At 40.5% G+C, this 17,621-nt stretch carries 32 protein-coding genes; 30 read left to right on the top strand and 2 right to left on the bottom strand.

The features are described from left to right. Window positions 1-13: 13 nt before the first annotated feature. The 5 genes from ylqF to BUA02_RS10630 are packed head-to-tail and all read left to right on the top strand — an operon-like array spanning window position 14 to window position 4,179. On the top strand, window positions 14-889 hold the full coding sequence (gene ylqF, locus BUA02_RS10650; RefSeq protein WP_071176006.1) for a ribosome biogenesis GTPase YlqF: 876 nt from the start codon (window positions 14-16) through the stop codon (window positions 887-889). A 32-nt stretch (window positions 890-921) separates the two neighbouring features. Next, complete coding sequence (gene lepB / locus BUA02_RS10645) at window positions 922-1,455, top strand: signal peptidase I (protein WP_071176007.1); 534 nt, start codon at window positions 922-924, stop codon at window positions 1,453-1,455. After that, window positions 1,455-2,216 carry a ribonuclease HII gene (locus BUA02_RS10640; RefSeq protein WP_072703865.1) on the top strand — a complete coding sequence of 254 codons (762 nt, stop codon included), beginning with the start codon at window positions 1,455-1,457 and terminating at the stop codon, window positions 2,214-2,216. The genes lepB and BUA02_RS10640 overlap by 1 nt, the downstream gene beginning before the upstream one ends. Then, the gene (fliK, locus tag BUA02_RS10635) at window positions 2,213-3,877 is read left to right on the top strand and encodes a flagellar hook-length control protein FliK (RefSeq protein ID WP_072703862.1); all 1,665 of its coding nucleotides are present in this window, start codon (window positions 2,213-2,215) and stop codon (window positions 3,875-3,877) included. The genes BUA02_RS10640 and fliK overlap by 4 nt, the downstream gene beginning before the upstream one ends. A 14-nt stretch (window positions 3,878-3,891) precedes the next feature. Then, entirely contained in the window at window positions 3,892-4,179 is a 288-nt protein-coding gene (locus BUA02_RS10630; RefSeq protein ID WP_072703859.1) for an EscU/YscU/HrcU family type III secretion system export apparatus switch protein, read from the top strand. Here BUA02_RS10630 and BUA02_RS10625 read toward each other — a convergent pair whose 3' ends face one another. Next, the gene (locus BUA02_RS10625; protein ID WP_083572737.1) at window positions 4,180-5,532 is read right to left on the bottom strand and encodes a recombinase family protein; all 1,353 of its coding nucleotides are present in this window, start codon (window positions 5,530-5,532) and stop codon (window positions 4,180-4,182) included. Between the two features lie 102 nt (window positions 5,533-5,634). After that, window positions 5,635-5,991, bottom strand: a complete 357-nt coding sequence (locus BUA02_RS10620; RefSeq protein WP_072703852.1) for a helix-turn-helix domain-containing protein — start codon at window positions 5,989-5,991, stop codon at window positions 5,635-5,637. Between the two features lie 131 nt (window positions 5,992-6,122). On the opposite strand from BUA02_RS10620, the gene BUA02_RS10615 reads away from it, so the two are divergent. From BUA02_RS10615 to BUA02_RS15925, 25 genes are all read left to right on the top strand, one after another. Then, window positions 6,123-6,323 (top strand): DUF739 domain-containing protein, encoded by a 201-nt coding sequence (locus tag BUA02_RS10615; RefSeq protein ID WP_072703849.1) that lies wholly within the window; start codon window positions 6,123-6,125, stop codon window positions 6,321-6,323. Between the two features lie 168 nt (window positions 6,324-6,491). Further along, complete coding sequence (locus BUA02_RS10610; RefSeq protein WP_143147414.1) at window positions 6,492-6,782, top strand: hypothetical protein; 291 nt, start codon at window positions 6,492-6,494, stop codon at window positions 6,780-6,782. Window positions 6,783-6,791: 9 nt separating this feature from the next. Then, entirely contained in the window at window positions 6,792-6,953 is a 162-nt protein-coding gene (locus tag BUA02_RS15955; protein WP_178297659.1) for a hypothetical protein, read from the top strand. A gap of 3 nt (window positions 6,954-6,956) precedes the next feature. Beyond that, a complete protein-coding gene (locus BUA02_RS15950; RefSeq protein WP_072703842.1) occupies window positions 6,957-7,166 on the top strand; it encodes a hypothetical protein in 210 nt (69 codons plus the stop codon). Continuing rightward, complete coding sequence (locus BUA02_RS15945) at window positions 7,129-7,686, top strand: cell wall hydrolase (RefSeq protein ID WP_207647716.1); 558 nt, start codon at window positions 7,129-7,131, stop codon at window positions 7,684-7,686. Before BUA02_RS15950 ends, BUA02_RS15945 begins: the two co-directional genes overlap by 38 nt. Window positions 7,687-7,915: 229 nt before the next feature. Beyond that, complete coding sequence (locus BUA02_RS10595) at window positions 7,916-8,689, top strand: rolling circle replication-associated protein (RefSeq protein ID WP_072703836.1); 774 nt, start codon at window positions 7,916-7,918, stop codon at window positions 8,687-8,689. Continuing rightward, window positions 8,679-9,122, top strand: coding sequence for a ribonuclease H family protein (locus tag BUA02_RS10590; protein ID WP_072703833.1), 444 nt, complete (start codon window positions 8,679-8,681; stop codon window positions 9,120-9,122). The genes BUA02_RS10595 and BUA02_RS10590 overlap by 11 nt, the downstream gene beginning before the upstream one ends. Beyond that, window positions 9,103-9,537, top strand: coding sequence for a hypothetical protein (locus BUA02_RS10585; RefSeq protein WP_072703830.1), 435 nt, complete (start codon window positions 9,103-9,105; stop codon window positions 9,535-9,537). Before BUA02_RS10590 ends, BUA02_RS10585 begins: the two co-directional genes overlap by 20 nt. A 215-nt stretch (window positions 9,538-9,752) precedes the next feature. Further along, a complete protein-coding gene (locus tag BUA02_RS15710) occupies window positions 9,753-9,962 on the top strand; it encodes a hypothetical protein (RefSeq protein WP_143147413.1) in 210 nt (69 codons plus the stop codon). A gap of 14 nt (window positions 9,963-9,976) precedes the next feature. Continuing rightward, complete coding sequence (locus BUA02_RS10575) at window positions 9,977-10,249, top strand: hypothetical protein (RefSeq protein WP_072703824.1); 273 nt, start codon at window positions 9,977-9,979, stop codon at window positions 10,247-10,249. Beyond that, window positions 10,246-10,386: a hypothetical protein gene (locus BUA02_RS15705; RefSeq protein WP_178297657.1), complete on the top strand. Its 141-nt coding sequence runs from the start codon at window positions 10,246-10,248 to the stop codon at window positions 10,384-10,386. Before BUA02_RS10575 ends, BUA02_RS15705 begins: the two co-directional genes overlap by 4 nt. Window positions 10,387-10,520: 134 nt before the next feature. Beyond that, window positions 10,521-10,949, top strand: coding sequence for a hypothetical protein (locus tag BUA02_RS10565; RefSeq protein ID WP_143147411.1), 429 nt, complete (start codon window positions 10,521-10,523; stop codon window positions 10,947-10,949). Further along, complete coding sequence (locus BUA02_RS15935; protein WP_178297656.1) at window positions 10,946-11,110, top strand: hypothetical protein; 165 nt, start codon at window positions 10,946-10,948, stop codon at window positions 11,108-11,110. The genes BUA02_RS10565 and BUA02_RS15935 overlap by 4 nt, the downstream gene beginning before the upstream one ends. Continuing rightward, window positions 11,103-11,321, top strand: a complete 219-nt coding sequence (locus tag BUA02_RS10560) for a hypothetical protein (RefSeq protein WP_072703815.1) — start codon at window positions 11,103-11,105, stop codon at window positions 11,319-11,321. Before BUA02_RS15935 ends, BUA02_RS10560 begins: the two co-directional genes overlap by 8 nt. An 89-nt stretch (window positions 11,322-11,410) precedes the next feature. Further along, a complete protein-coding gene (locus BUA02_RS10555; protein WP_072703812.1) occupies window positions 11,411-11,644 on the top strand; it encodes a hypothetical protein in 234 nt (77 codons plus the stop codon). Continuing rightward, window positions 11,645-11,815: a hypothetical protein gene (locus tag BUA02_RS15930; RefSeq protein WP_178297655.1), complete on the top strand. Its 171-nt coding sequence runs from the start codon at window positions 11,645-11,647 to the stop codon at window positions 11,813-11,815. Next, on the top strand, window positions 11,812-11,934 hold the full coding sequence (locus BUA02_RS16145) for a hypothetical protein (protein WP_278300542.1): 123 nt from the start codon (window positions 11,812-11,814) through the stop codon (window positions 11,932-11,934). Before BUA02_RS15930 ends, BUA02_RS16145 begins: the two co-directional genes overlap by 4 nt. Before the next feature lie 79 nt (window positions 11,935-12,013). Beyond that, window positions 12,014-12,241 (top strand): hypothetical protein, encoded by a 228-nt coding sequence (locus tag BUA02_RS10550; protein ID WP_072703809.1) that lies wholly within the window; start codon window positions 12,014-12,016, stop codon window positions 12,239-12,241. A 140-nt stretch (window positions 12,242-12,381) separates the two neighbouring features. After that, complete coding sequence (locus tag BUA02_RS10545) at window positions 12,382-12,864, top strand: DUF551 domain-containing protein (protein WP_072703806.1); 483 nt, start codon at window positions 12,382-12,384, stop codon at window positions 12,862-12,864. A 53-nt stretch (window positions 12,865-12,917) separates the two neighbouring features. Continuing rightward, entirely contained in the window at window positions 12,918-13,364 is a 447-nt protein-coding gene (locus BUA02_RS10540; RefSeq protein WP_072703803.1) for a hypothetical protein, read from the top strand. Window positions 13,365-13,517: 153 nt separating this feature from the next. Next, entirely contained in the window at window positions 13,518-13,844 is a 327-nt protein-coding gene (locus BUA02_RS10535; protein WP_072703800.1) for an HNH endonuclease, read from the top strand. Between the two features lie 189 nt (window positions 13,845-14,033). Then, on the top strand, window positions 14,034-15,422 hold the full coding sequence (locus tag BUA02_RS10530) for a phage portal protein (protein ID WP_072703797.1): 1,389 nt from the start codon (window positions 14,034-14,036) through the stop codon (window positions 15,420-15,422). A gap of 2 nt (window positions 15,423-15,424) precedes the next feature. Then, window positions 15,425-16,078 carry a hypothetical protein gene (locus BUA02_RS10525; protein ID WP_072703794.1) on the top strand — a complete coding sequence of 218 codons (654 nt, stop codon included), beginning with the start codon at window positions 15,425-15,427 and terminating at the stop codon, window positions 16,076-16,078. Window positions 16,079-16,085: 7 nt separating this feature from the next. Next, window positions 16,086-17,420, top strand: coding sequence for a hypothetical protein (locus BUA02_RS10520; RefSeq protein ID WP_072703792.1), 1,335 nt, complete (start codon window positions 16,086-16,088; stop codon window positions 17,418-17,420). Then, entirely contained in the window at window positions 17,420-17,584 is a 165-nt protein-coding gene (locus BUA02_RS15925) for a hypothetical protein (protein WP_178297654.1), read from the top strand. Before BUA02_RS10520 ends, BUA02_RS15925 begins: the two co-directional genes overlap by 1 nt. Window positions 17,585-17,621: the final 37 nt, after the last annotated feature.

Here is a 17,621-nt window from a genome sequence, read left to right as displayed (position 1 = left end):
GAAAGGTAGTTAGATGAATTTACAGTGGTATCCTGGTCACATGACTAAGGCAATCAGAATGATGCAGGAAAATATCAAGCTTATTGATATCATTATAGAGATTACTGATGCCAGAATCCCAGCATCAGGTAGAAATCCTGATATTGATGAACTTGGCAAGAATAAGTTCAGACTCATCATTTTGAACAAAGCTGATCTTGCGGATCCAGCTATTACTAAAAGATGGAAAGAATATTATCAGAAACAGGGTTATTTTGTAATGGAGATGAACTCCAAGACTGGTAATGAAGCTGGTAAGGTGAAGGAACTCATTCAAAATGCCTGCGCTGAAAAGATAGAAAAGGATAAAAAAAGAGGTATTGTTGGAAGACCTATCAGAGCTATGGTTGCAGGTATTCCTAACGTTGGTAAGTCAACATTTATCAATAAGCTTGCAGGTAAGGCTTCTGCCAAGACAGGAAATAAGCCTGGTGTTACAAAGGGTAAGCAGTGGATCTCCCTTGGCAAGAACCTTCAGCTTCTTGATACTCCAGGTATTTTATGGCCTAAATTTGAGGATCAGACTGTAGGTCTTCATCTTGCATTTATTGGCTCTATGAATGACGAGAACATCGATACAGATGAACTTGCCTGCGAACTTATCAAGATATTAAAACAGTACTATCCTAATGCTATTTCTGAGAAGTATAATATTACTGATGAACAAATAGATGAGCTTATGGAGGATCAGTATCAGACTCCAGCAAGTGCTGTTTTATCAGCTATTGCTATTAATAGAAAATGTTTTAAACAGGGGGCTACTCCTGATATTTCAAGGGCATCTGCGCTTCTACTTGATGATTTTAGAAATGGAAGGCTTGGCAGACTTTCTCTTGAAAGACCAGACTAATTAGTGTATCAGACACGGAAACGGCGGAATGTATGAAAAGGGTCTTAAAGGAAATTCTTAGTACAGTAGCGTATATTGCGGTTATCTTTTGCCTTACATATCTTTTTATTACTTTTGTAATGCAGAGAACTGAGGTTAGTGGAACTTCAATGGAACCAACTCTTCAAAATGGTGACTCATTGTTGATTGAGAAGGTATCCTATAGATTCAGTGGACCTAAGCGTTTTGAGATAATCGTATTTCCATACAAATATGGAAATCAGCAGTTCTTTATCAAAAGAGTCATTGGCCTTCCCGGGGAGACGGTAAGGATCGATTACGCTGGAAATATCTATATTAACGGCGAGATTCTTGAAGAAAACTATGGAGCTGAAATAATGAGAGATCCTGGTAGAGCCGAGACGGAAGTTGTACTTGGTGATGATGAGTACTTTGTTCTTGGAGATAACAGGAATAACAGTATGGACAGCAGAGATATTTCTGTTGGAAGTATCAAGAAAAAAGATATTATGGGACGAGCCTTTCTTAGAATCTTTCCTTTCGATAAGATGGGAGGAATTGATTGATGAAGGCTATGTCTGAGATAAAGTCTTTACTTTCAGGGCTTGGGACTATTGATGAGTATTCCATGTTTATTGATGAGTTTTCTTCTGACGAGAGAGCTGGAGTTCAGAAGATGGTGGCTACTGCCCACAAGAAGGTAGAAGCCATCCAAAAAGAGCTTTTGCGTCTCGATGAGATGAAGAAATATGAAAAGGAATATGCTTCTTTAGGCTATCTTTGTGGTATCGATGAAGTTGGTAGAGGACCTCTTGCAGGTCCTGTGTATGCCGCGGCAGTTATTTTGCCAAGCGATTCCAATATTCTTTATATTAACGATTCCAAGAAATTATCCGAAAAAAAGAGAGAAGAGCTTTATGATATCATCATGGATGAAGCAATAGCTGTAGGTATTGGTTGTAATTCTCCTGAGAGGATTGATGAGATCAATATTTTGCAGGCTACCTACGAAGCTATGACTATGGCTGTTAATAACCTTAAGGTTAAGCCTAATGCTCTTTTGATAGATGCTGTTCACATTCCTCAGCTTGAAGATTACAAACAGATATCTATCATAAAAGGTGATGCCAAGAGTATGTCAATTGCTGCGGCAAGTATCATTGCCAAGGTTACAAGGGACAGACTTATGAAGGAGTATGCCAAGAAGTATCCTGAATACGGTTTTGATTCAAATAAAGGATATGGCAGTGCAGATCATATCGCAGCTCTAAAAAAATACGGACCTTGTGAACTACATCGAAGATCATTTATAGGTAACTTTGTATGAGTAATATACAGAGCGTATCACAATCAAATAATACTATCCTTGTGAATGGTAGTCAGCTTAATCAGGTAGGAGCAGATAAGCAGCCTCTTGAGCTTAAGAATGGCTCTACCATTCAGGGGAAGGTATTGTCTATAGAAGATGCAGAAGGCGAGAAGATAGTTAATATCAGCGTTGGCGATAATGTATTGTCAGCAAGGCTTTCTGAGGGCATGGGGCTTAGAGAAGGCCAGATGCTTAATTTTGTTGTAAAATCTCTTTCATCTAACAATGTTTCTATTACTCCTTTGTATGAGAATACATCTATTGATCAGAGTACAGAAAAAGCTTTAAATGCTGCTGGGCTCGAGGTCAATCGCGACAATGTCCAGATGGTGAAGACTATGATGGAACATTCGCTTCCAATCGATAAGAATTCACTTCAGGATATGAGTAAGGCTCTTTCAGCTTTTCCAAATACTTCAATTGATACTTTGGTAGAGATGAAAGCCCTTAATATTCCAATAACTGATAACAATATAAAAGGTTATGAGAGCTATAGAAACTATGAGCATCAGGTTATAAATGAGATGCAGAATATCATAGATGAGCTTCCAAATTCCTACGAAACTCTTACTAATAGCGGGAATTCTGACACAGCTATGAAACTTTATGGCGAGGTACTTAAGCTGTTTGGAAATGAAGAGGCAGCTGTTTCTGAAGGAACTGTTAATGCTGAAACGGTAATTTTTCAAAACGAACAGACTGTTACTGATGTAGCAAAAGAGCTTCCCAAGGCCGAAGTACTTCTAAATGAAGCTGTTGAAGAAAATGTTTTGGACAAAGCAGATAACAAAGCCCAGAACACAGCTCTTTTTTCTGACACCTTAAAAGAGCTTGGAATAAAAGAAGAGACTATAAACAGGTTTTTAAATGATGTTAAGGGAAGTAACGGCTCTTTGTCTGAAAAAGAGCTACTTGGAGAGCTTGCCAAAGCTTTTAACGAAGCAGATCTAACAAATAATACAGAAGCTGCTGCCTGGAAAAAGCTCTTTTCATCAAATGAATACAATAAGCTTCTTAAGAATAATATTGCTGATCAGTGGATGCTAAAACCTGATGAAGTAGAAAACAAGGAAAATATCCAAAACCTTTATCAAAGGCTTGGTAAACAGATAAATAATCTTACTGAGACCATCAATAATACTATGGGAGCTGAATCAAAGCTTGGTCAGGCTGCCAATAACCTGCAGAACAATCTGGATTTTATGAATCAGCTAAATCAGATGTTTCAATATGTTCAGCTTCCGCTTCAGATGACAGGGCAAAATGCTCATGGAGATCTGTATGTATATAGAAATAAAAATAAGCGTATGAGTGAGGACGGCTCCGTCAGTGCTATGCTTCACCTTGATATGGAGAATCTTGGACCTGTAGATGTTTATGTGAAGATGCTGGAAAAGAAGGTTTCTACCCATTTTTATGTAGCAGATGACTCAGTACTTGATCTTATAAATGACAACATCCATATACTTAATGAACGACTCGAAAAGCGCGGCTATTCTATGCAGGTCACAATGAAGCTTCATACTGATGAAGATGGCAAGGATATGGCAGTAGATGAGATGCTGGATGTAAGTAAGATGCCAATCATATCAACAGCTTCTTTTGACGCAAGAGCATAACTTGAGGACTAGAAATGGAAAATAAGAAAAATAAGACTGCGGTAGCACTTGGATATGATCCAAATGAAGATGGGGCTCCTAAGGTAATAGCTTCTGGTAAGGGTGCCCTTGCTGAAAAGATCATTGAAAAGGCTAAAGAAAATAAGATACCTGTCCATGAGGATGACAAACTGGCAGATACTTTGTCGAGACTTGAGATTGGCGAAATGATTCCGCCTGAACTCTATGAAGTAGTTGCAGAGATCCTTGTGTTTGTTGATGCCATGGACAAAATCAAGGCTAAACAGTCTATAAAAAAATAATCATGAAAATTTCCAAGTGATTTTCACAGTATCATTGTAGAGGTCAACTCTGGATATAAGAGAATCTATAATCATTCTCTTATCCTCTATGGAGCCACTATCAAATGTATCTTGGGCAATCCTTAAGGATTCCATGATATGTTTCTTAGTGGCTCTTTTTGGCTTTGCACTTATCTTTTCAAGAGCCGTTTTCTTGGCTTTCAGGTCTTTGAGTTTCTTAGCAAGCTCCTCAACATTATCACCACAGATGGCATATAGATCAATGAGGCGGTTTATCTGCTGGTCAATCTTTTTGATCTCCTCTGAGTTATCTGGGAGGACAGTGGCAGCAGAATCTGAAATCTCAACATCCTCAAATTTCACTTTTAAGATTTCGTTTTTAATAATTTCATCAATTTCATTTTCGTTTTTAGGTTTCAATTCACATTTGTGATCCAGTTTTGACAATTGCCCTGTGTCAGCTCTGCCACATCTATAATATCCATATCTCTTTGCCTTGGTGACAGAGCAGCAGGAGCGCACTCTTGACCCACAATATCCACAATAGATAAAACCTGTCATCAGATGTTTTCCTGTTGAGACTTTGCCTCCTTGTTTTCTCTCATCAAGGAGCACTTGCACTCTGTCAAATGTTTCAAGGTCAATAAGGGGCTCATGCTGCCCCTTATAGTCACCAACCATTCCAATGTAGACAGGATTTGAAAGAATCCTCCTGACTGTCCCCACATAATTCCATGACGTATAGCGAGTAGTGAAATGAGATTGGAGATATCTGGTTATGTCCCTGATGGAGATTCCCTCAAGAAACATCTCATAGATGATCCTGACCTGCTCTGCCTCATCATTTGGCAGCAGGATTCCATCCTTATAGTCATATCCAGTTGGGATATTCACTCCACCATGCCACAAGCCTTTTTTCTTTCTGCCCTCTTTACCCATTTTCATCCTCTCCTTGATTTGGGAGCGTTCAAGCTGGGCAAAGGCTGAGAGAATGCCAACCATGGCAATCCCTATTGGGGTGGTGGTGTCAAAAGATTCCTGCATAGACACAAAGGATGCTCCAGCAGGTGCAAATATATCTTGAATGAGGTGCAAAGTGTCCTTTTGAGACCTAGAGAGCCTGTCTAATTTATTGACAAGGACAATGTCATAAGCAGATATCTCCCTCATGAGCTCCTGCAAAGCTGGTCTGTCCATATTGGAGCCAGTGAAACCTGCATCAGAATAAATCTTGGATAATTCCCAGCCCTTTGATTTGCAATAGGCTCTGATCCTCTCCTCCTGTTCTGGGAGAGAATAGCCCTTATCAGCCTGTTTATCTGTGCTGACTCTGATATATGCTGCAACCTGCATAATTCCTCCTAAAAGTATTGCTCCTCAAAAATGAGGAGCAGAAAATCACAAAACATTCAATTTGTCAATGACATGAAGTTGACACAAAGTTGCGTCATTTTTTCAAGCTAACATATCTTTGGAAATCGGCTGGGACTCTTTTTTATAATTTCCAGAGCTGACAAGATCATTGGCATAGTCAAGTAGTTTCTTTCTCCCAGCATCATTGAGCAGGTCATAATCTTTACACAGAATGCGCTTATCCTGTTCAGATTGTTCTTTATCCCATCCCATAAGGGCAGCAGGTGAAACATTCAATGCATGAGCCATGAGCTCAATCTTGTCAGATGGAATATTTGTTATTATGTCATTCTCATATTTATAGAGAGTCTGCTTTGAAACTCCAATCTTATCAGCAAGGTCTGTTTGAGTAAAACCAATAGCACTCCTTAGCTCTTTAATTCTGTTGCCTATAGTCATTTCTGTTTCCTCCTAGAAACAATAATATAACAAAAAAGTTACTTTAACAATAAAAAATAACTTGACAAGTCACAAAAACAAAATTAAAGTTAAATAGTAACCTAATAAGTTACTTGGAGAGGTGAGCAATTATGATTAAGGTAAATGATTTAAAAGCTGAAATTACAAGGAATAATTTGACACAGAAAGATGTGGCAAAGCTGATTGGTGTTACTCCTAAGACTTTCTATGACAAGATGAGCAAAGGAGTGTTTGGCTCAGATGAGATTGAGATTATGATTAAAGAGCTTAATATAATAGACCCAGTCAGCATTTTTTTTGCTAAAGAGTAACTTAAAAAGTTACTTGGTTGAGGCGCAGTCTCTAGGGTGCCCCCAGAGACTTTATAGCATATTAGAAATGTATATTGACATATACATTTCTAAAACATCTTGATAACAGCATTATTCAAATGCGCCAAGGGGCAGCAGGTATTCCACATTAACTAAATAGGAGGATGTATGATGAGAGACTTTAAGGTCAACATCTGTGGTGTCCCACATGAGGTTGTGTTCAAGGATGATTCTTTCACAGCATGTGAGACCCACTTTGGAGAGATCAAGTACAAGGAGTGCAAGATCACTTTAAGCACAGGCATGCCACCAGAGATGGAGAAACAGACACTCATACATGAGATGGTACATGGTTTCTTTACCCACTTAGGTTATAACAACCTTGCTGGTGATGAGGTGCTGGTGCAATCACTGGCTCAGGCAATGGCTCAGAGCTTTGAAGTTAAGAAAGAGCTTTAGGGAGGAGTTATGACAATTCAGGATAAAGCCTATAAAGACCTATGCAAGCAGTTTTCAGAGTCGGTCAGAAATCTTAAGAGGAGGCAGAGGCTGGCAACAGTTGTAACCATCATCAATGTTATTGCCTGTGTCCTCAATCTCCTCTGCATATATTGGAGCCTTAGAGGGTGATACATGAAAGTGATTCACATATTAGCAGATCAGAGACAGGTGGATGATATTGGACTCATCAAAATTGATGAGTCGCACAGCATCTATTCTATCCTGAAAACAATAGAACAAAAGGGAGTGAGAGAGCATGAGGGGATTCAAAAGAATGCTGACACTGACAGGGATTTTATCAGTGATGGCAGGAACACTATTGCACTTTGCAATTCCAACTAATTCAGATTCAATCTGGGAGGAGATACCACATGAGGAGACAGAAACCTATATCCAAGAAAAAAGAGAAACAGAGGATTTATCAGTCAATGGAGATGTCCAAGTTGAAGAAATGGGACAATGCCCAGAAAGCATTTCACAGAGCTCAGGGCAGGTAATGACAGATGCAGAAAAGAAAATGCTCATGAAGGTTGCACAGGCTGAGGCTGGCAATCAAGGCATTGATGGCATGTGGCTTGTCATGAGCGTAGTTATGAACAGAGTAGGCAGCAGGTCTTTTCCAGACTCCATTGAGGAAGTGATATTTCAAAAAGGGGCTTTCAGCTCTGTCACTGATGGCAGATATGAGGAGCAGGTGATCCTGAGCTATGAGGTCACAGAGGCTCTTGGAATGATTTTAAATGGAGAAGTGGCAGAAAACATTGTTGCCTTTGAGATCAAGGACTCTGATGTGCTGGAGAAATGGTTTGAATATGCATTTACATTCAGAGACCATAATTTCTACACGGAAAAAGAGCAATAAAAAAGAGCTGAGGGGACAGCTCAATTTTGGGTGGAACAATAATTTAAATTGCTTTTAATTATTGTAACCCAAAAGATGCAGAAAAGCAAGTGGAATCCGCTTGTTTACTGCATTTTCTATCCCTATTACAAGAGCGATTAAATATTTAAACTTAGCGTAAACGATAAAATTATGATAGGGGTGTCATAAATTGCACATAGTAAAAGTGAGCAAGGTGGGGGAGTTCACTTTGGTTCAGAAATACACAGCTTTTAACTTTGGTGGAGCAGGTAAGAAGAGAAAAAAGAGGCAGAAAGTGTCCAGTGAATATCAAAGAAAGTACAACACAAAGCTGAGAGCTGATGAACTGCAACTCCTGATCCTTGGAAATTTCAGAGAGGGTTATCATCTGGTCTTAGGTTATCCAAAAGGGAATGAAAAGTGCACATATAGGGAATCAGATGAGAATTTAAAGAGATTCCTTGACAGAGTCAGACGCAGATGCAAAAAGGCTGGCAAAGAGTTTAAGTTTATAGCCATCACAGAGAGAGGCAAAAGAAAAGAGGCTCTGCATCATCACATGGTCATACCTAATGATCCTGAGCTATTGGAGCTGATAAGGCAGCAGTGGGGTTCTGGACATATCCACATATCCACAATGTATGAGGATGGAGCTTACAGAGAGCTTGCTGAATACCTTGTGAAGGTGGAAACCAAAGAGGAGGCTGAAAAAGGAAAAGCCAAGTATCACAGATCAAGGAATTTAAGAAAACCAGAGGTGAGGAGGATGGTTTCAAACGAGAAACTAAGAGATGATCCTGTCATCCCAAAGGGATATGAGCTTGTCAAAGACTCATTTGTCTCAGGATTCCATGAGGGACTGGGAATCAGATATCAGAGATATATGGTTAGGGACTTAAGACCATGCCCTCAAAAACCAAAACTCAAGAAACCGCATAAATTCTCATTGTTGAATGGTATTAAGAGGCTTTTTGGCAGGAGAAATAGGGCAAATGGCAGTTGAAATGTTCATCCAAGATGAGGAAAAATGCACATCTCAGAAAAAGGAAGTTCAAGCAAGATGGTATATCAGGACAGTCATTAAAGGACAGGTCTTTGAAAGAGATGGGATTGTCTGCTTAAGGGACTCAACAGAGCAAAGAGCCTCCCTTTTAGCTTTAAGGGATGCACTTGGCAGGTTCAATAAGGCAGCAGAGATCAAATTATATATATCAAACAGCCACATCAGAGCTGCCATGAATAATGGGTGGCTTGCAAAGTGGCAGGAAAACAATTTCATAACTACCAAAGGAGATTCTGTCAGATATGCCTCTGAATGGCAGCAGGTGTCAGAGCTCCTTAAAATCCACAAGGTTGTTATGGCTCCCAAGGAGGAGCTGGGCAATAGATATTCAAATGAGCTAAGGAGGAGAATAAATGCCAGTGGAAAAGATTAAACTCAAAATGGTGACTGTGACAGGCACATGCAAATATTGCCATCAGCAGAAAGTCACCAAAGTAAGAGAGGGAACAACCCAGAATGAGATTGATGAGATTGTCTCAGGTGAGTGTGGGTGCCCTCTATCCTGTGAGGAGATTGAGAGAAAAACATCTTACACCATGATGGTCAATCAGATTCACAGAGTTTGTCAGCAGACAAGAGAGCAAAGACCAACAGACAAAAAGCTATTACAGAGGTGGAATGAGATTCAGATACTCTTTGTCATCCTCGCAAGCATGATTTCAAGAGGTCTGATAAAAAAAGCAAGCATAAGTTTGGATTCCCAGAACACTTGGACTCTTTCAAGGACATCTAAGGACAAGCTAAAACTCAAAATGACATTTAAGGATGATGAGGACTCTGAGTTTTAGTGCATAAGCGCACCAGAGCATGTGCAATCTCTAAGAGTACAAGGGAGAAAGTTGAAAAAAGGGACAACCACTTATGCATATTCTGTGGATGTTGGGGTAGAGGTGAGGCACATTTTATTCCCAGATCACATGGAGGGCTGGGAATTGAGGAGAACATCCTGACTGTTTGCAGACCATGCCATGACAAACTGGATAACTCTGTGAATAGAGGGGAAATGCTGAAAATAGCAGAGGAGTATCTGAAAAGACATTATAAGGGCTGGAATAAAGAGAGCCTGATTTATCAAAAAGGCATGTTGCCTCATCCAAAACAGGATTTTAAAGCTGACAAGGCAGATAAACACTGCATTTTACCATCAGAAAATGAGGATTTGATGAGACAGAATCTCATCCCAGAGGGTTTTTATTTTCTTGACGATCCATAAGAGGGGGACAGCTTATGAGTGGAAACAATAAGAGACTGAATTGCTTTCTTGATGAGCTTGTGACCATCACTTTCAAGGACGGATCAGAGAAAACAGGTGTCCTTGAATTTGGAATGGGCAAGCTGGCAGAGCATAAACCACCTATCATGAGATATTCGCTCTATGTATTTGGAGAGGGTTATAGGTATCTCAGGATAGGGAGCCTTAAGGGGATAAAACTATGGAACAACCAAAGACTTACAGAGACACAAATTATAATCACAGGCGCAAAAACAAAAGTGACATGACAATACCTGAGCAGATAGAGACCATCAAGGAATCTATCTGTGATGGATATTGTAAATTCAGGGCAGAGGCAGCAGGTGTTGATCCTGATTACTTTATTGAGAAATTCTGTTCAGGCTGCCCTCTGACACAGTTATGAGGTAAACATGGAACATTTTAGTTTATTCGATTACATCAGATATTTTATTCATAAGCTCTTTCATTCCAAGGAGGAGCGCAAAGTTGACAGTGAGCAGATAAAGAAAAACATGTGCGCTGGAGTAAGAGAGGCATATGGCTGCAGCTATTTCTGTGAATGCTGTACATGGAATCATGAGGGAAATGAGTGGACAAATAAAAGGGCAAATTAGCATATTTGATTACCTGTCCCAGATAAAGGAGTGTAAATTCTCAGGGCATACATGCAACAAAAGAAACCTCTGGGATGTTGCGCTCACCTTAGATGACATCATCTGTCCTCTTAAATGTTGCAGAGAGTGTGAGCAATGGCTATGTGGTGCCAGATGCAATGGAGCAGATGTTGGCAGAATCTATCCAGTTGAGATCAAGGGTCTCATGGATGACCCATATTGTCCTAAGTGTGGCTATGGATTTTGGGACTACGGAAAGCAGAATGAGGTTGACTGTGAGAAATGCCCCAGCTGTGGAATAAGAATCAGCTGGGAGCCATGGCACAGGGTAAATGATAAGGAGGAGCTATGATTGCAAAATATGACAAGCAAGGGAACATTGTTGCAGTCAGAGACAATTGCCATGACCTTGCAAGAATCTTAAAAATAACACCACAAGCTGTCTCACATGGAATCCACAGAGGCTCAAAGCTCTACGCAGTGATTCCTGAGGAGGGCACAGAGGATGATTAAAGCACAGATAAATACTGAGACAGGAAAGATAGAAATAAAAGTTAAAGCTGACTCAGGAGAGGATTTCCAGAAAGAGTATGTTGGCATTGTTGCCATGGTCATTGAACAATTCAGAGCAAATGGCTTTACTGATGACCAGATTGAGAAATGCCTTGTTCAGGCAATCTGTGATGGATTTAATAATACTGGGGACATGGATGTCTTAAATTGACCTTTTGGCTAAGGAATTTATCACACAGACTCTGAAAGCCATGTTTATAAAGTCTCTGGGAGAAATCCCAGAGCAGGAAGGAGGCAGCAGTGTATAAAACAGGGAGAATCCTGACAGACACAGAGGCAAGAAATCTCCTTGATGAGATTGTGGACATCATTGTTGATACCCAGAATAGCTCAGAGCTCAGGAAAGACTTTCAGAGACAGTCAAAAGACGCTCAGGAAGGTTATGACATCAGAATGAAACTATTTCACAATGGCATTGTCTCACCTGGCACTTATGAGAGGCAGCTCACACTGAATGATAAAGAGGATTCTTAAATGGGCAGGTTTAAAGCTGGTGACAGGATAAAGGTTGAGGGACGAAATGGAAAGTATGATGCCATTGGGATCATGAACAAATTGGAGACTGATGGCTATAAGACTGGGTATGAATATGACAAAGAGGATAACCTATACATTGTTATCCTGAAAGACAGGATGAGGGAATGAAAGCAGCTATTGTTTTATTGTTGGGGATATTGCTATTGATTGTTGCTATTACAGACTATGAGTCCATAAGAGATGACATCAAGAGGCAGCAGGACAAAGAGAATGAGAGAGATGGTTGAAAAGATTATATGCATCCTTGCAGGAGCATTCCTGCTCTGGATTGCCTATGTATCATACAAGATAGGGATGGTGAGATGAATGATTAAACCAAAGAAGTATAGAGCTAAGTCGTTACACCACCCAGCTTATGTGGAAGGAGTTTATTATTGTTACCCTGAAACCACATATTGCTTTGAGGAGGATTACAAAACACATCCAATTGAGAACATCCATGTGATTATAAATCACAGCATGACAGACTGGGGACTCCCCAATGAGCTTAAGGTGTTCAGAATTGATCCTGAAACGCTGGAGAAAATTGAATGAGAGAAAGAGATAGTGAGTGTCCATACATACAAAGATTTATGCGAGGAAACACATGGAGAAAATGGGAACTCTAGCTTTATGGAGTGTCCATCTTATGATGAGTGCTTGCATCCATACAATGAGTTTAGCGAGGTAGAAGAATGACAAAAGAAATAGCACTACATTGTATGAAATCATACAGTGAATTGCATAGTGATTTATGCGAATTATGCCCTATATACGGACAGACAGGGAGTGACCATTGCTTTGAAGATGCTTTGCAGTATGTTATTGGAATGTTAGAGCAAGAGTCTTGCGAGGATATAGTGAATAGAGATGATGTCGTTCGAATAGTTCAACATAACAATTCAGTTAATGCGCTTAAAAAAATAAGAGCTTTGCCCTCAGTAACACCATATCCAAGTTGGATTCCTGTTAGCGAGAGGTTGCCAGAAGACAGACGAGAAGTATTAGTTACGGCGTATTGGCATGAAACATATCAAGTGATGATGGCTTCATACTTTGGTGATGGATTATGGTGGTGTGTTCCATTCAATAATTGTGGTGAACACATGCAGAGATTAAAACCAAAAGCATGGATGCCTTTACCATCAGCCTATAAAGAAGGAAACCATTTTACATGAGAGGAGACTTAAATAAGCTGCCAAGGCAGCAGGATTAAAGGAGGAGTTGAGGGGTGACAACACAAGAGGTTAAAGAGTATTTTAAGCAGATCAGGAAAGAGCAGTCTGAATTGATGCACCTAATTGAGATGAGGAGGAGAGAGGAGCTGTCCTTATTACCCAAAGGAATCACTTATGATGGTGACAGAGTACAGTCCACACCAGAGGACACACTCTCAAAGACAGCTGCCAAGATAGTTGACATTCAGCAGGAAATAGACTCATCCATCTTAGGACTTAGGCAGAGAAAAGCAGAGGCTGAGTCCTACATCTCAAAACTAGAGTGCTCAAATGAGAGAGAAGTCATGCGCTGGTATTACATGGATAATGATTGCGGAAAGCTCCTAAGCTGGCAGCAGGTGGCAGAGAAAATGGGATATACAGAGAAACATGTCTTAAAACTGCATGGGACAGCCTTATTAAACCTCTCAAAGGAGCTGAAAAAAGATGATACTAAATGATACTTAATGATACTTTATAATACCATTCAATGTGATATCATGATATTGAGCAAGAGTGAGAGAAAAGAGAAAATCTCCTCCTAAAAATCAAGTAGACTCGGAAAGACGCTATCCATTGAATGGGTAGTGTCTTTTTGTTATACGGAGGAGTATATGGCAACACATAAGAGGTCGGATCACAACGGAGTGCATGAGCGTCCCTATAGGAGAAACCGCAAGCGCATACTGGCAACACAGTCAGTGTGTGCTATCTGTGGGAAACCTGTGGACATGACACTCAAGTCTCCACATCCAATGAGTGCAACTGTGGATCACATCATCCCAGTCAGCAAAGGAGGACATCCAAGTGCAATGGACAACTTGCAGCTTGCTCATTGGATTTGCAACAGGCTCAAGTCCAACAAGTTGCTTGATTACACCCAGCAACAGCAAGCAGCTGGCAGCAGTATCAAGTTGTCTTGCGATTGGAAAAATTTTTGAGCTCAAGTGTTAAAAATGAATTTAATTTCTGGGAGAGGAAAATTCATCAGAAAAAATTTAATAACATCAGATTTTTTCTGACATGGGGGCTGGTACTACCCATCCCCCAGCTGACAACTTCACTCCCCCAGTTACTGTGTCAATATCTCGCAGAAAAGAATTTTGAAAGAGAAGGATCAAGAGTCAAAAATGAGTGAATTAGAGTCAAAAATAAGTGAATTAAAAGGCAGAGCATACCTGAAAAGCAAACTGAATAAGAAAAAGGCTTGGGCTAAGACCAGATATGACTATTATGAGCTCAAGAATCTCAAGGTTGACCCATCACCTGTTATCCCTATGGATTTGCAAGCAAAGTATGGCTCAAAACTTGGCTGGTGCGCCAAGGCTGTTGACTCATTGGCAAACAGACTCTTGTTTGATGGTTTTGACAATGACAATTTTGACCTGTGGGAAATATTCCAGATGAACAGCAAGGATATTTTCTTTGATTCAGCCATCAGGTCAGCTCTTATCAGTGCATGTTGCTTTGTTTACATCTCAGCTGATGAGGACGACTACCCAAGATTGCAGGTCATTGATGGTAAAAACGCAACAGGAATCATTGATCCTATAACAAACCTCCTGAAAGAGGGTTATGCAATCCTTGAGACAGATGATAAGGGAACAGTCCTTGTGGATGCATATTTCACTCCAGAGGAGACCCAGATATATTACAAGGGGCAGAAAGAGCCCCAGATTATAGACAATCCAACAGGCTATCCTCTGCTGGTGCCTATAATCTATCGCCCAGATGCAAACAGACCATTTGGTCAATCTCGCATAAGTAGGGATTGCATGGACTTGCAGGATAAAGCAAGATTCACAATTACCAGAATGGAGGTTGCAGCTGAGTTTTATTCTTTCCCACAAAAGTATATCCTTGGGACATCTCAGGATAGTAATTTTGATACTGTGAGGGCAAAATATTCACAGTTTCTTGAGGTTACAAGGGATGACGAGGGCAATATGCCTCAGATGGGGCAGTTCACACAGGGCTCTGTGTCTCCTCTGGTGGAACAGCTGACCACTTATGCAAAGGCTTTTGCAGGAATAACAGGTCTCACAACTGATGACCTTGGCTTTATTTCCAACAATCCATCAAGTGCTGAGTCCATCAAGGCAGCTCATGCAGACCTTGAAAGACTTGCTGTCAAGGCTCAGGAGACATTTGGCTCAGGATTCCTTAATGTTGGACTGGTTGCAGCATCCCTAAGGGATGAGACCCACTACAACAGAAATGCGCTCTATGAGACAACACCACTCTGGAAACCTGCATTCACAATGGATAACAGCGCAATTGGCTCCTTTGGTGATGCAGTCCTCAAGATAAATCAGGCAGTGCCAGATGCAATCAACCAAAAGACCATTGAGAGAATGACTGGCATACCTATGGAGGAGCCTGAGGAGGATATCTTTGAGGGCATTGATGAGGATGAGCTCAAAGAGGAGTTTGGCATTGAGGGTGATGGCACCATGGGTGATGAGGGACTGGATAATGTTCTGGAACAGCTCCAGAATCTGTTAAAGGAGCTTGGATAATTATGGCTTATGATGCAGCTAAGGCTCATGAATATTATGAGAATTACACGAAAAAGGGGAAAAAGAAGGGCAGAAAGAAGGGCAAAAAGAAAACATCTGCCAAGGCTACAAGGATCATTGGTCTGACAACTGCTGGGCTCAATGATGCTGGGAAAATGGAGGTTGCCCTAGTCAAGGAAAAACTCCAAGCTGAGATGAATGCTGCCCTTAAGGGAGCAAAGAATCAGGCTGAGAAAGATGCCATCAGAAAAGAATATCAGAACAAGGCTTTGCAGGAAATAAGGAATATCAGGTCAAAGTCTGAGTTTGCCAAGGAGAAAACCACAAGCTCTAAAGGGAGCTCCAAGGCAGCAGGTGGCAGCAGTAAGTCAAGCGGAGGGTCAAAGAGCTCAGGAGGCAGCAGCTCAGGGAGCTCTAAATCTAGTGTTGGGACATCGGCAAGCACTGGAACAACAGCAACTAGTGGGACAGACACAGCAGCCAAGATTGAAAGCATACAGTCAACGCTCACAGACCTTGTGAGTGCTGTTAAGAATATCTCTGATGACAAGAAAACACTGGTCAAGGAGACTGTCTCAAGGATCATTGAACAGCTCAAGTCAATTAAGAGCTTTGATGCATCCAATATCATAAAGGGACTTGAGAATATGAGTTGAGGTCACAATGAAAGATATTTGCCCAGAGCTGATTAAAAATATCAATGATGAGTTTGAAAAGAATTGTATTAAAGATGCTAACATGAGAGCACTGGTCAAAAAGATTGAGGCTGGGACTGCCACCTATACAGATGCTTACAAGTATGCAGAGGCAGTTGGCACAGCAAGGGCAAATGCATTCCAGTCAGAGATTAGCTCAGAAGTCCTCCCAGATGGCAAAATGTATTACAACATTGCTGAAAGAGTCATGACTGACTCTCTGGGGACGGATCATGAAATGATTGCTGATTTTGCGGAGCAGGTGCAAAAGGCAATAAATGATAATGCAGGAATCCGCTTAAAAGCACAAAGAGCAGACCTTGATGAGGACAGGATAGACGGATTTGTCCAGAGACTTGCATCTGAGGACAATGTGGACAATGCAAAGTGGCTCCTTAATGAGCCTGTCAAGACACATGCTCGCAGTGTTGTTGATGACACTGTCAAGAAAAATGCCAAGTTTCAGCATAAGGCAGGAATCAGGGCAAAGGTTGTCAGGTATGGTGGTTCTGACTGTTGCAAATGGTGTGATGGTCTCACAGGAGAGTATATTTATCCATCAGTCCCAAGAGAGGTCTTTATGAGACATGATAATTGCAGGTGTTCTCTGGACTACAATGGAAAAAAACTGACAGCTTATGAGTCTGGTGGAGTGGCACACACATTCAGAGATCAGGGTGAGGCTGAAAAGAGGAATCAGCGCATTGAGTTTTCTGAAAAATACAATCAAGACTATAAGAAGGTTGAAAGAGACCCAGATAAAAAGTATTCAGCTCAGACAAAAGGAGAAACTATCACATCAACTGCAATCAAGGGGAGCAGAAATGAAATATATCTTTCTGACAATGCATCTGTTAAACCAAAAGAGTTACACAGAATAGAAAATCAAATTGACAAAGCAAAAGAGCTGACAAGATTATCAGATGTTAATTGCCCTAAGTTTGTTATTATTGGGGATTCAGAATTACAACCCAAGACTGTTGGCAGGTTTGACGCTGGGAGTAACACGATATTTATAAAACCCACTATTGATAAAAACAAGCAACAATATGTATTGGTGCATGAGTCATACCATGCTAAAGATTTTCAGGATTTTATCAATAAAGGTGGAATTTACACAGATCAGAATACCTATATTGACAGTCAAAAAATAAGCTCAAAAGTAATGCTTGAACAAATTGGAGTCGATATATACAATGTAGGTGAGATATCCAGTTATGCAAAAGACATGTATGAAATTGGGAGATTTGATGAGGTACTGACTGAATATAGGACAGTGAATGCAATAGGCAGGTGGGAATAATGGCAATAGTTGATTACCCAGAAAGAATAAAAAAGATAAAAAGACAGATTGCTCCTTGGGAAATAGGGGCAGGTGTTTTTAAAAAAGATACTCCTCAGGAAATTCTAAAATTACATGAGGAGCTTGTTGAATACTTGCATAGCACATATGATAGCATTCAATAATAGAACAGTGTTTTGATAACTAAGAGCTAAGGCGCAA

The sequence above is a fragment of the Butyrivibrio hungatei DSM 14810 genome (assembly GCF_900143205.1).
GTDB classification, from domain to species: domain Bacteria; phylum Bacillota; class Clostridia; order Lachnospirales; family Lachnospiraceae; genus Butyrivibrio; species Butyrivibrio hungatei.
The sequence above is the reverse complement of the archived record's forward strand: the minus strand, read 5'-3'. Positions and strand labels throughout refer to the sequence as shown.

What these genes read in the sequence shown, in the direction of transcription:
- fliK (WP_072703862.1), top strand. Translation starts at nt 2,213, where the DNA reads ATGAGTAATATACAGAGCGTATCACAATCAAATAATACTATCCTTGTG.
- BUA02_RS10625 (WP_083572737.1), bottom strand. Translation starts at nt 5,532, where the DNA reads ATGCAGGTTGCAGCATATATCAGAGTCAGCACAGATAAACAGGCTGAT.
- BUA02_RS15710 (WP_143147413.1), top strand. Translation starts at nt 9,753, where the DNA reads ATGCTGAAAATAGCAGAGGAGTATCTGAAAAGACATTATAAGGGCTGG.
- BUA02_RS15935 (WP_178297656.1), top strand. Translation starts at nt 10,946, where the DNA reads ATGATTGCAAAATATGACAAGCAAGGGAACATTGTTGCAGTCAGAGAC.
- BUA02_RS10560 (WP_072703815.1), top strand. Translation starts at nt 11,103, where the DNA reads ATGATTAAAGCACAGATAAATACTGAGACAGGAAAGATAGAAATAAAA.
- BUA02_RS10535 (WP_072703800.1), top strand. Translation starts at nt 13,518, where the DNA reads ATGGCAACACATAAGAGGTCGGATCACAACGGAGTGCATGAGCGTCCC.
- BUA02_RS10630 (WP_072703859.1), top strand. Translation starts at nt 3,892, where the DNA reads ATGGAAAATAAGAAAAATAAGACTGCGGTAGCACTTGGATATGATCCA.
- BUA02_RS10565 (WP_143147411.1), top strand. Translation starts at nt 10,521, where the DNA reads ATGGCTGCAGCTATTTCTGTGAATGCTGTACATGGAATCATGAGGGAA.
- BUA02_RS15925 (WP_178297654.1), top strand. Translation starts at nt 17,420, where the DNA reads ATGGCAATAGTTGATTACCCAGAAAGAATAAAAAAGATAAAAAGACAG.
- BUA02_RS16145 (WP_278300542.1), top strand. Translation starts at nt 11,812, where the DNA reads ATGAAAGCAGCTATTGTTTTATTGTTGGGGATATTGCTATTGATTGTT.
- BUA02_RS15930 (WP_178297655.1), top strand. Translation starts at nt 11,645, where the DNA reads ATGGGCAGGTTTAAAGCTGGTGACAGGATAAAGGTTGAGGGACGAAAT.
- BUA02_RS10525 (WP_072703794.1), top strand. Translation starts at nt 15,425, where the DNA reads ATGGCTTATGATGCAGCTAAGGCTCATGAATATTATGAGAATTACACG.
- BUA02_RS15950 (WP_072703842.1), top strand. Translation starts at nt 6,957, where the DNA reads ATGAAAGTGATTCACATATTAGCAGATCAGAGACAGGTGGATGATATT.
- BUA02_RS15945 (WP_207647716.1), top strand. Translation starts at nt 7,129, where the DNA reads ATGGCAGGAACACTATTGCACTTTGCAATTCCAACTAATTCAGATTCA.
- lepB (WP_071176007.1), top strand. Translation starts at nt 922, where the DNA reads ATGAAAAGGGTCTTAAAGGAAATTCTTAGTACAGTAGCGTATATTGCG.
- BUA02_RS10585 (WP_072703830.1), top strand. Translation starts at nt 9,103, where the DNA reads ATGCCAGTGGAAAAGATTAAACTCAAAATGGTGACTGTGACAGGCACA.
- BUA02_RS10530 (WP_072703797.1), top strand. Translation starts at nt 14,034, where the DNA reads ATGAGTGAATTAGAGTCAAAAATAAGTGAATTAAAAGGCAGAGCATAC.
- BUA02_RS10590 (WP_072703833.1), top strand. Translation starts at nt 8,679, where the DNA reads ATGGCAGTTGAAATGTTCATCCAAGATGAGGAAAAATGCACATCTCAG.
- BUA02_RS15955 (WP_178297659.1), top strand. Translation starts at nt 6,792, where the DNA reads ATGACAATTCAGGATAAAGCCTATAAAGACCTATGCAAGCAGTTTTCA.
- BUA02_RS15705 (WP_178297657.1), top strand. Translation starts at nt 10,246, where the DNA reads ATGACAATACCTGAGCAGATAGAGACCATCAAGGAATCTATCTGTGAT.
- BUA02_RS10550 (WP_072703809.1), top strand. Translation starts at nt 12,014, where the DNA reads ATGATTAAACCAAAGAAGTATAGAGCTAAGTCGTTACACCACCCAGCT.
- BUA02_RS10610 (WP_143147414.1), top strand. Translation starts at nt 6,492, where the DNA reads ATGATGAGAGACTTTAAGGTCAACATCTGTGGTGTCCCACATGAGGTT.
- BUA02_RS10520 (WP_072703792.1), top strand. Translation starts at nt 16,086, where the DNA reads ATGAAAGATATTTGCCCAGAGCTGATTAAAAATATCAATGATGAGTTT.
- BUA02_RS10620 (WP_072703852.1), bottom strand. Translation starts at nt 5,991, where the DNA reads ATGACTATAGGCAACAGAATTAAAGAGCTAAGGAGTGCTATTGGTTTT.
- BUA02_RS10615 (WP_072703849.1), top strand. Translation starts at nt 6,123, where the DNA reads ATGATTAAGGTAAATGATTTAAAAGCTGAAATTACAAGGAATAATTTG.
- ylqF (WP_071176006.1), top strand. Translation starts at nt 14, where the DNA reads ATGAATTTACAGTGGTATCCTGGTCACATGACTAAGGCAATCAGAATG.
- BUA02_RS10640 (WP_072703865.1), top strand. Translation starts at nt 1,455, where the DNA reads ATGAAGGCTATGTCTGAGATAAAGTCTTTACTTTCAGGGCTTGGGACT.
- BUA02_RS10545 (WP_072703806.1), top strand. Translation starts at nt 12,382, where the DNA reads ATGACAAAAGAAATAGCACTACATTGTATGAAATCATACAGTGAATTG.
- BUA02_RS10575 (WP_072703824.1), top strand. Translation starts at nt 9,977, where the DNA reads ATGAGTGGAAACAATAAGAGACTGAATTGCTTTCTTGATGAGCTTGTG.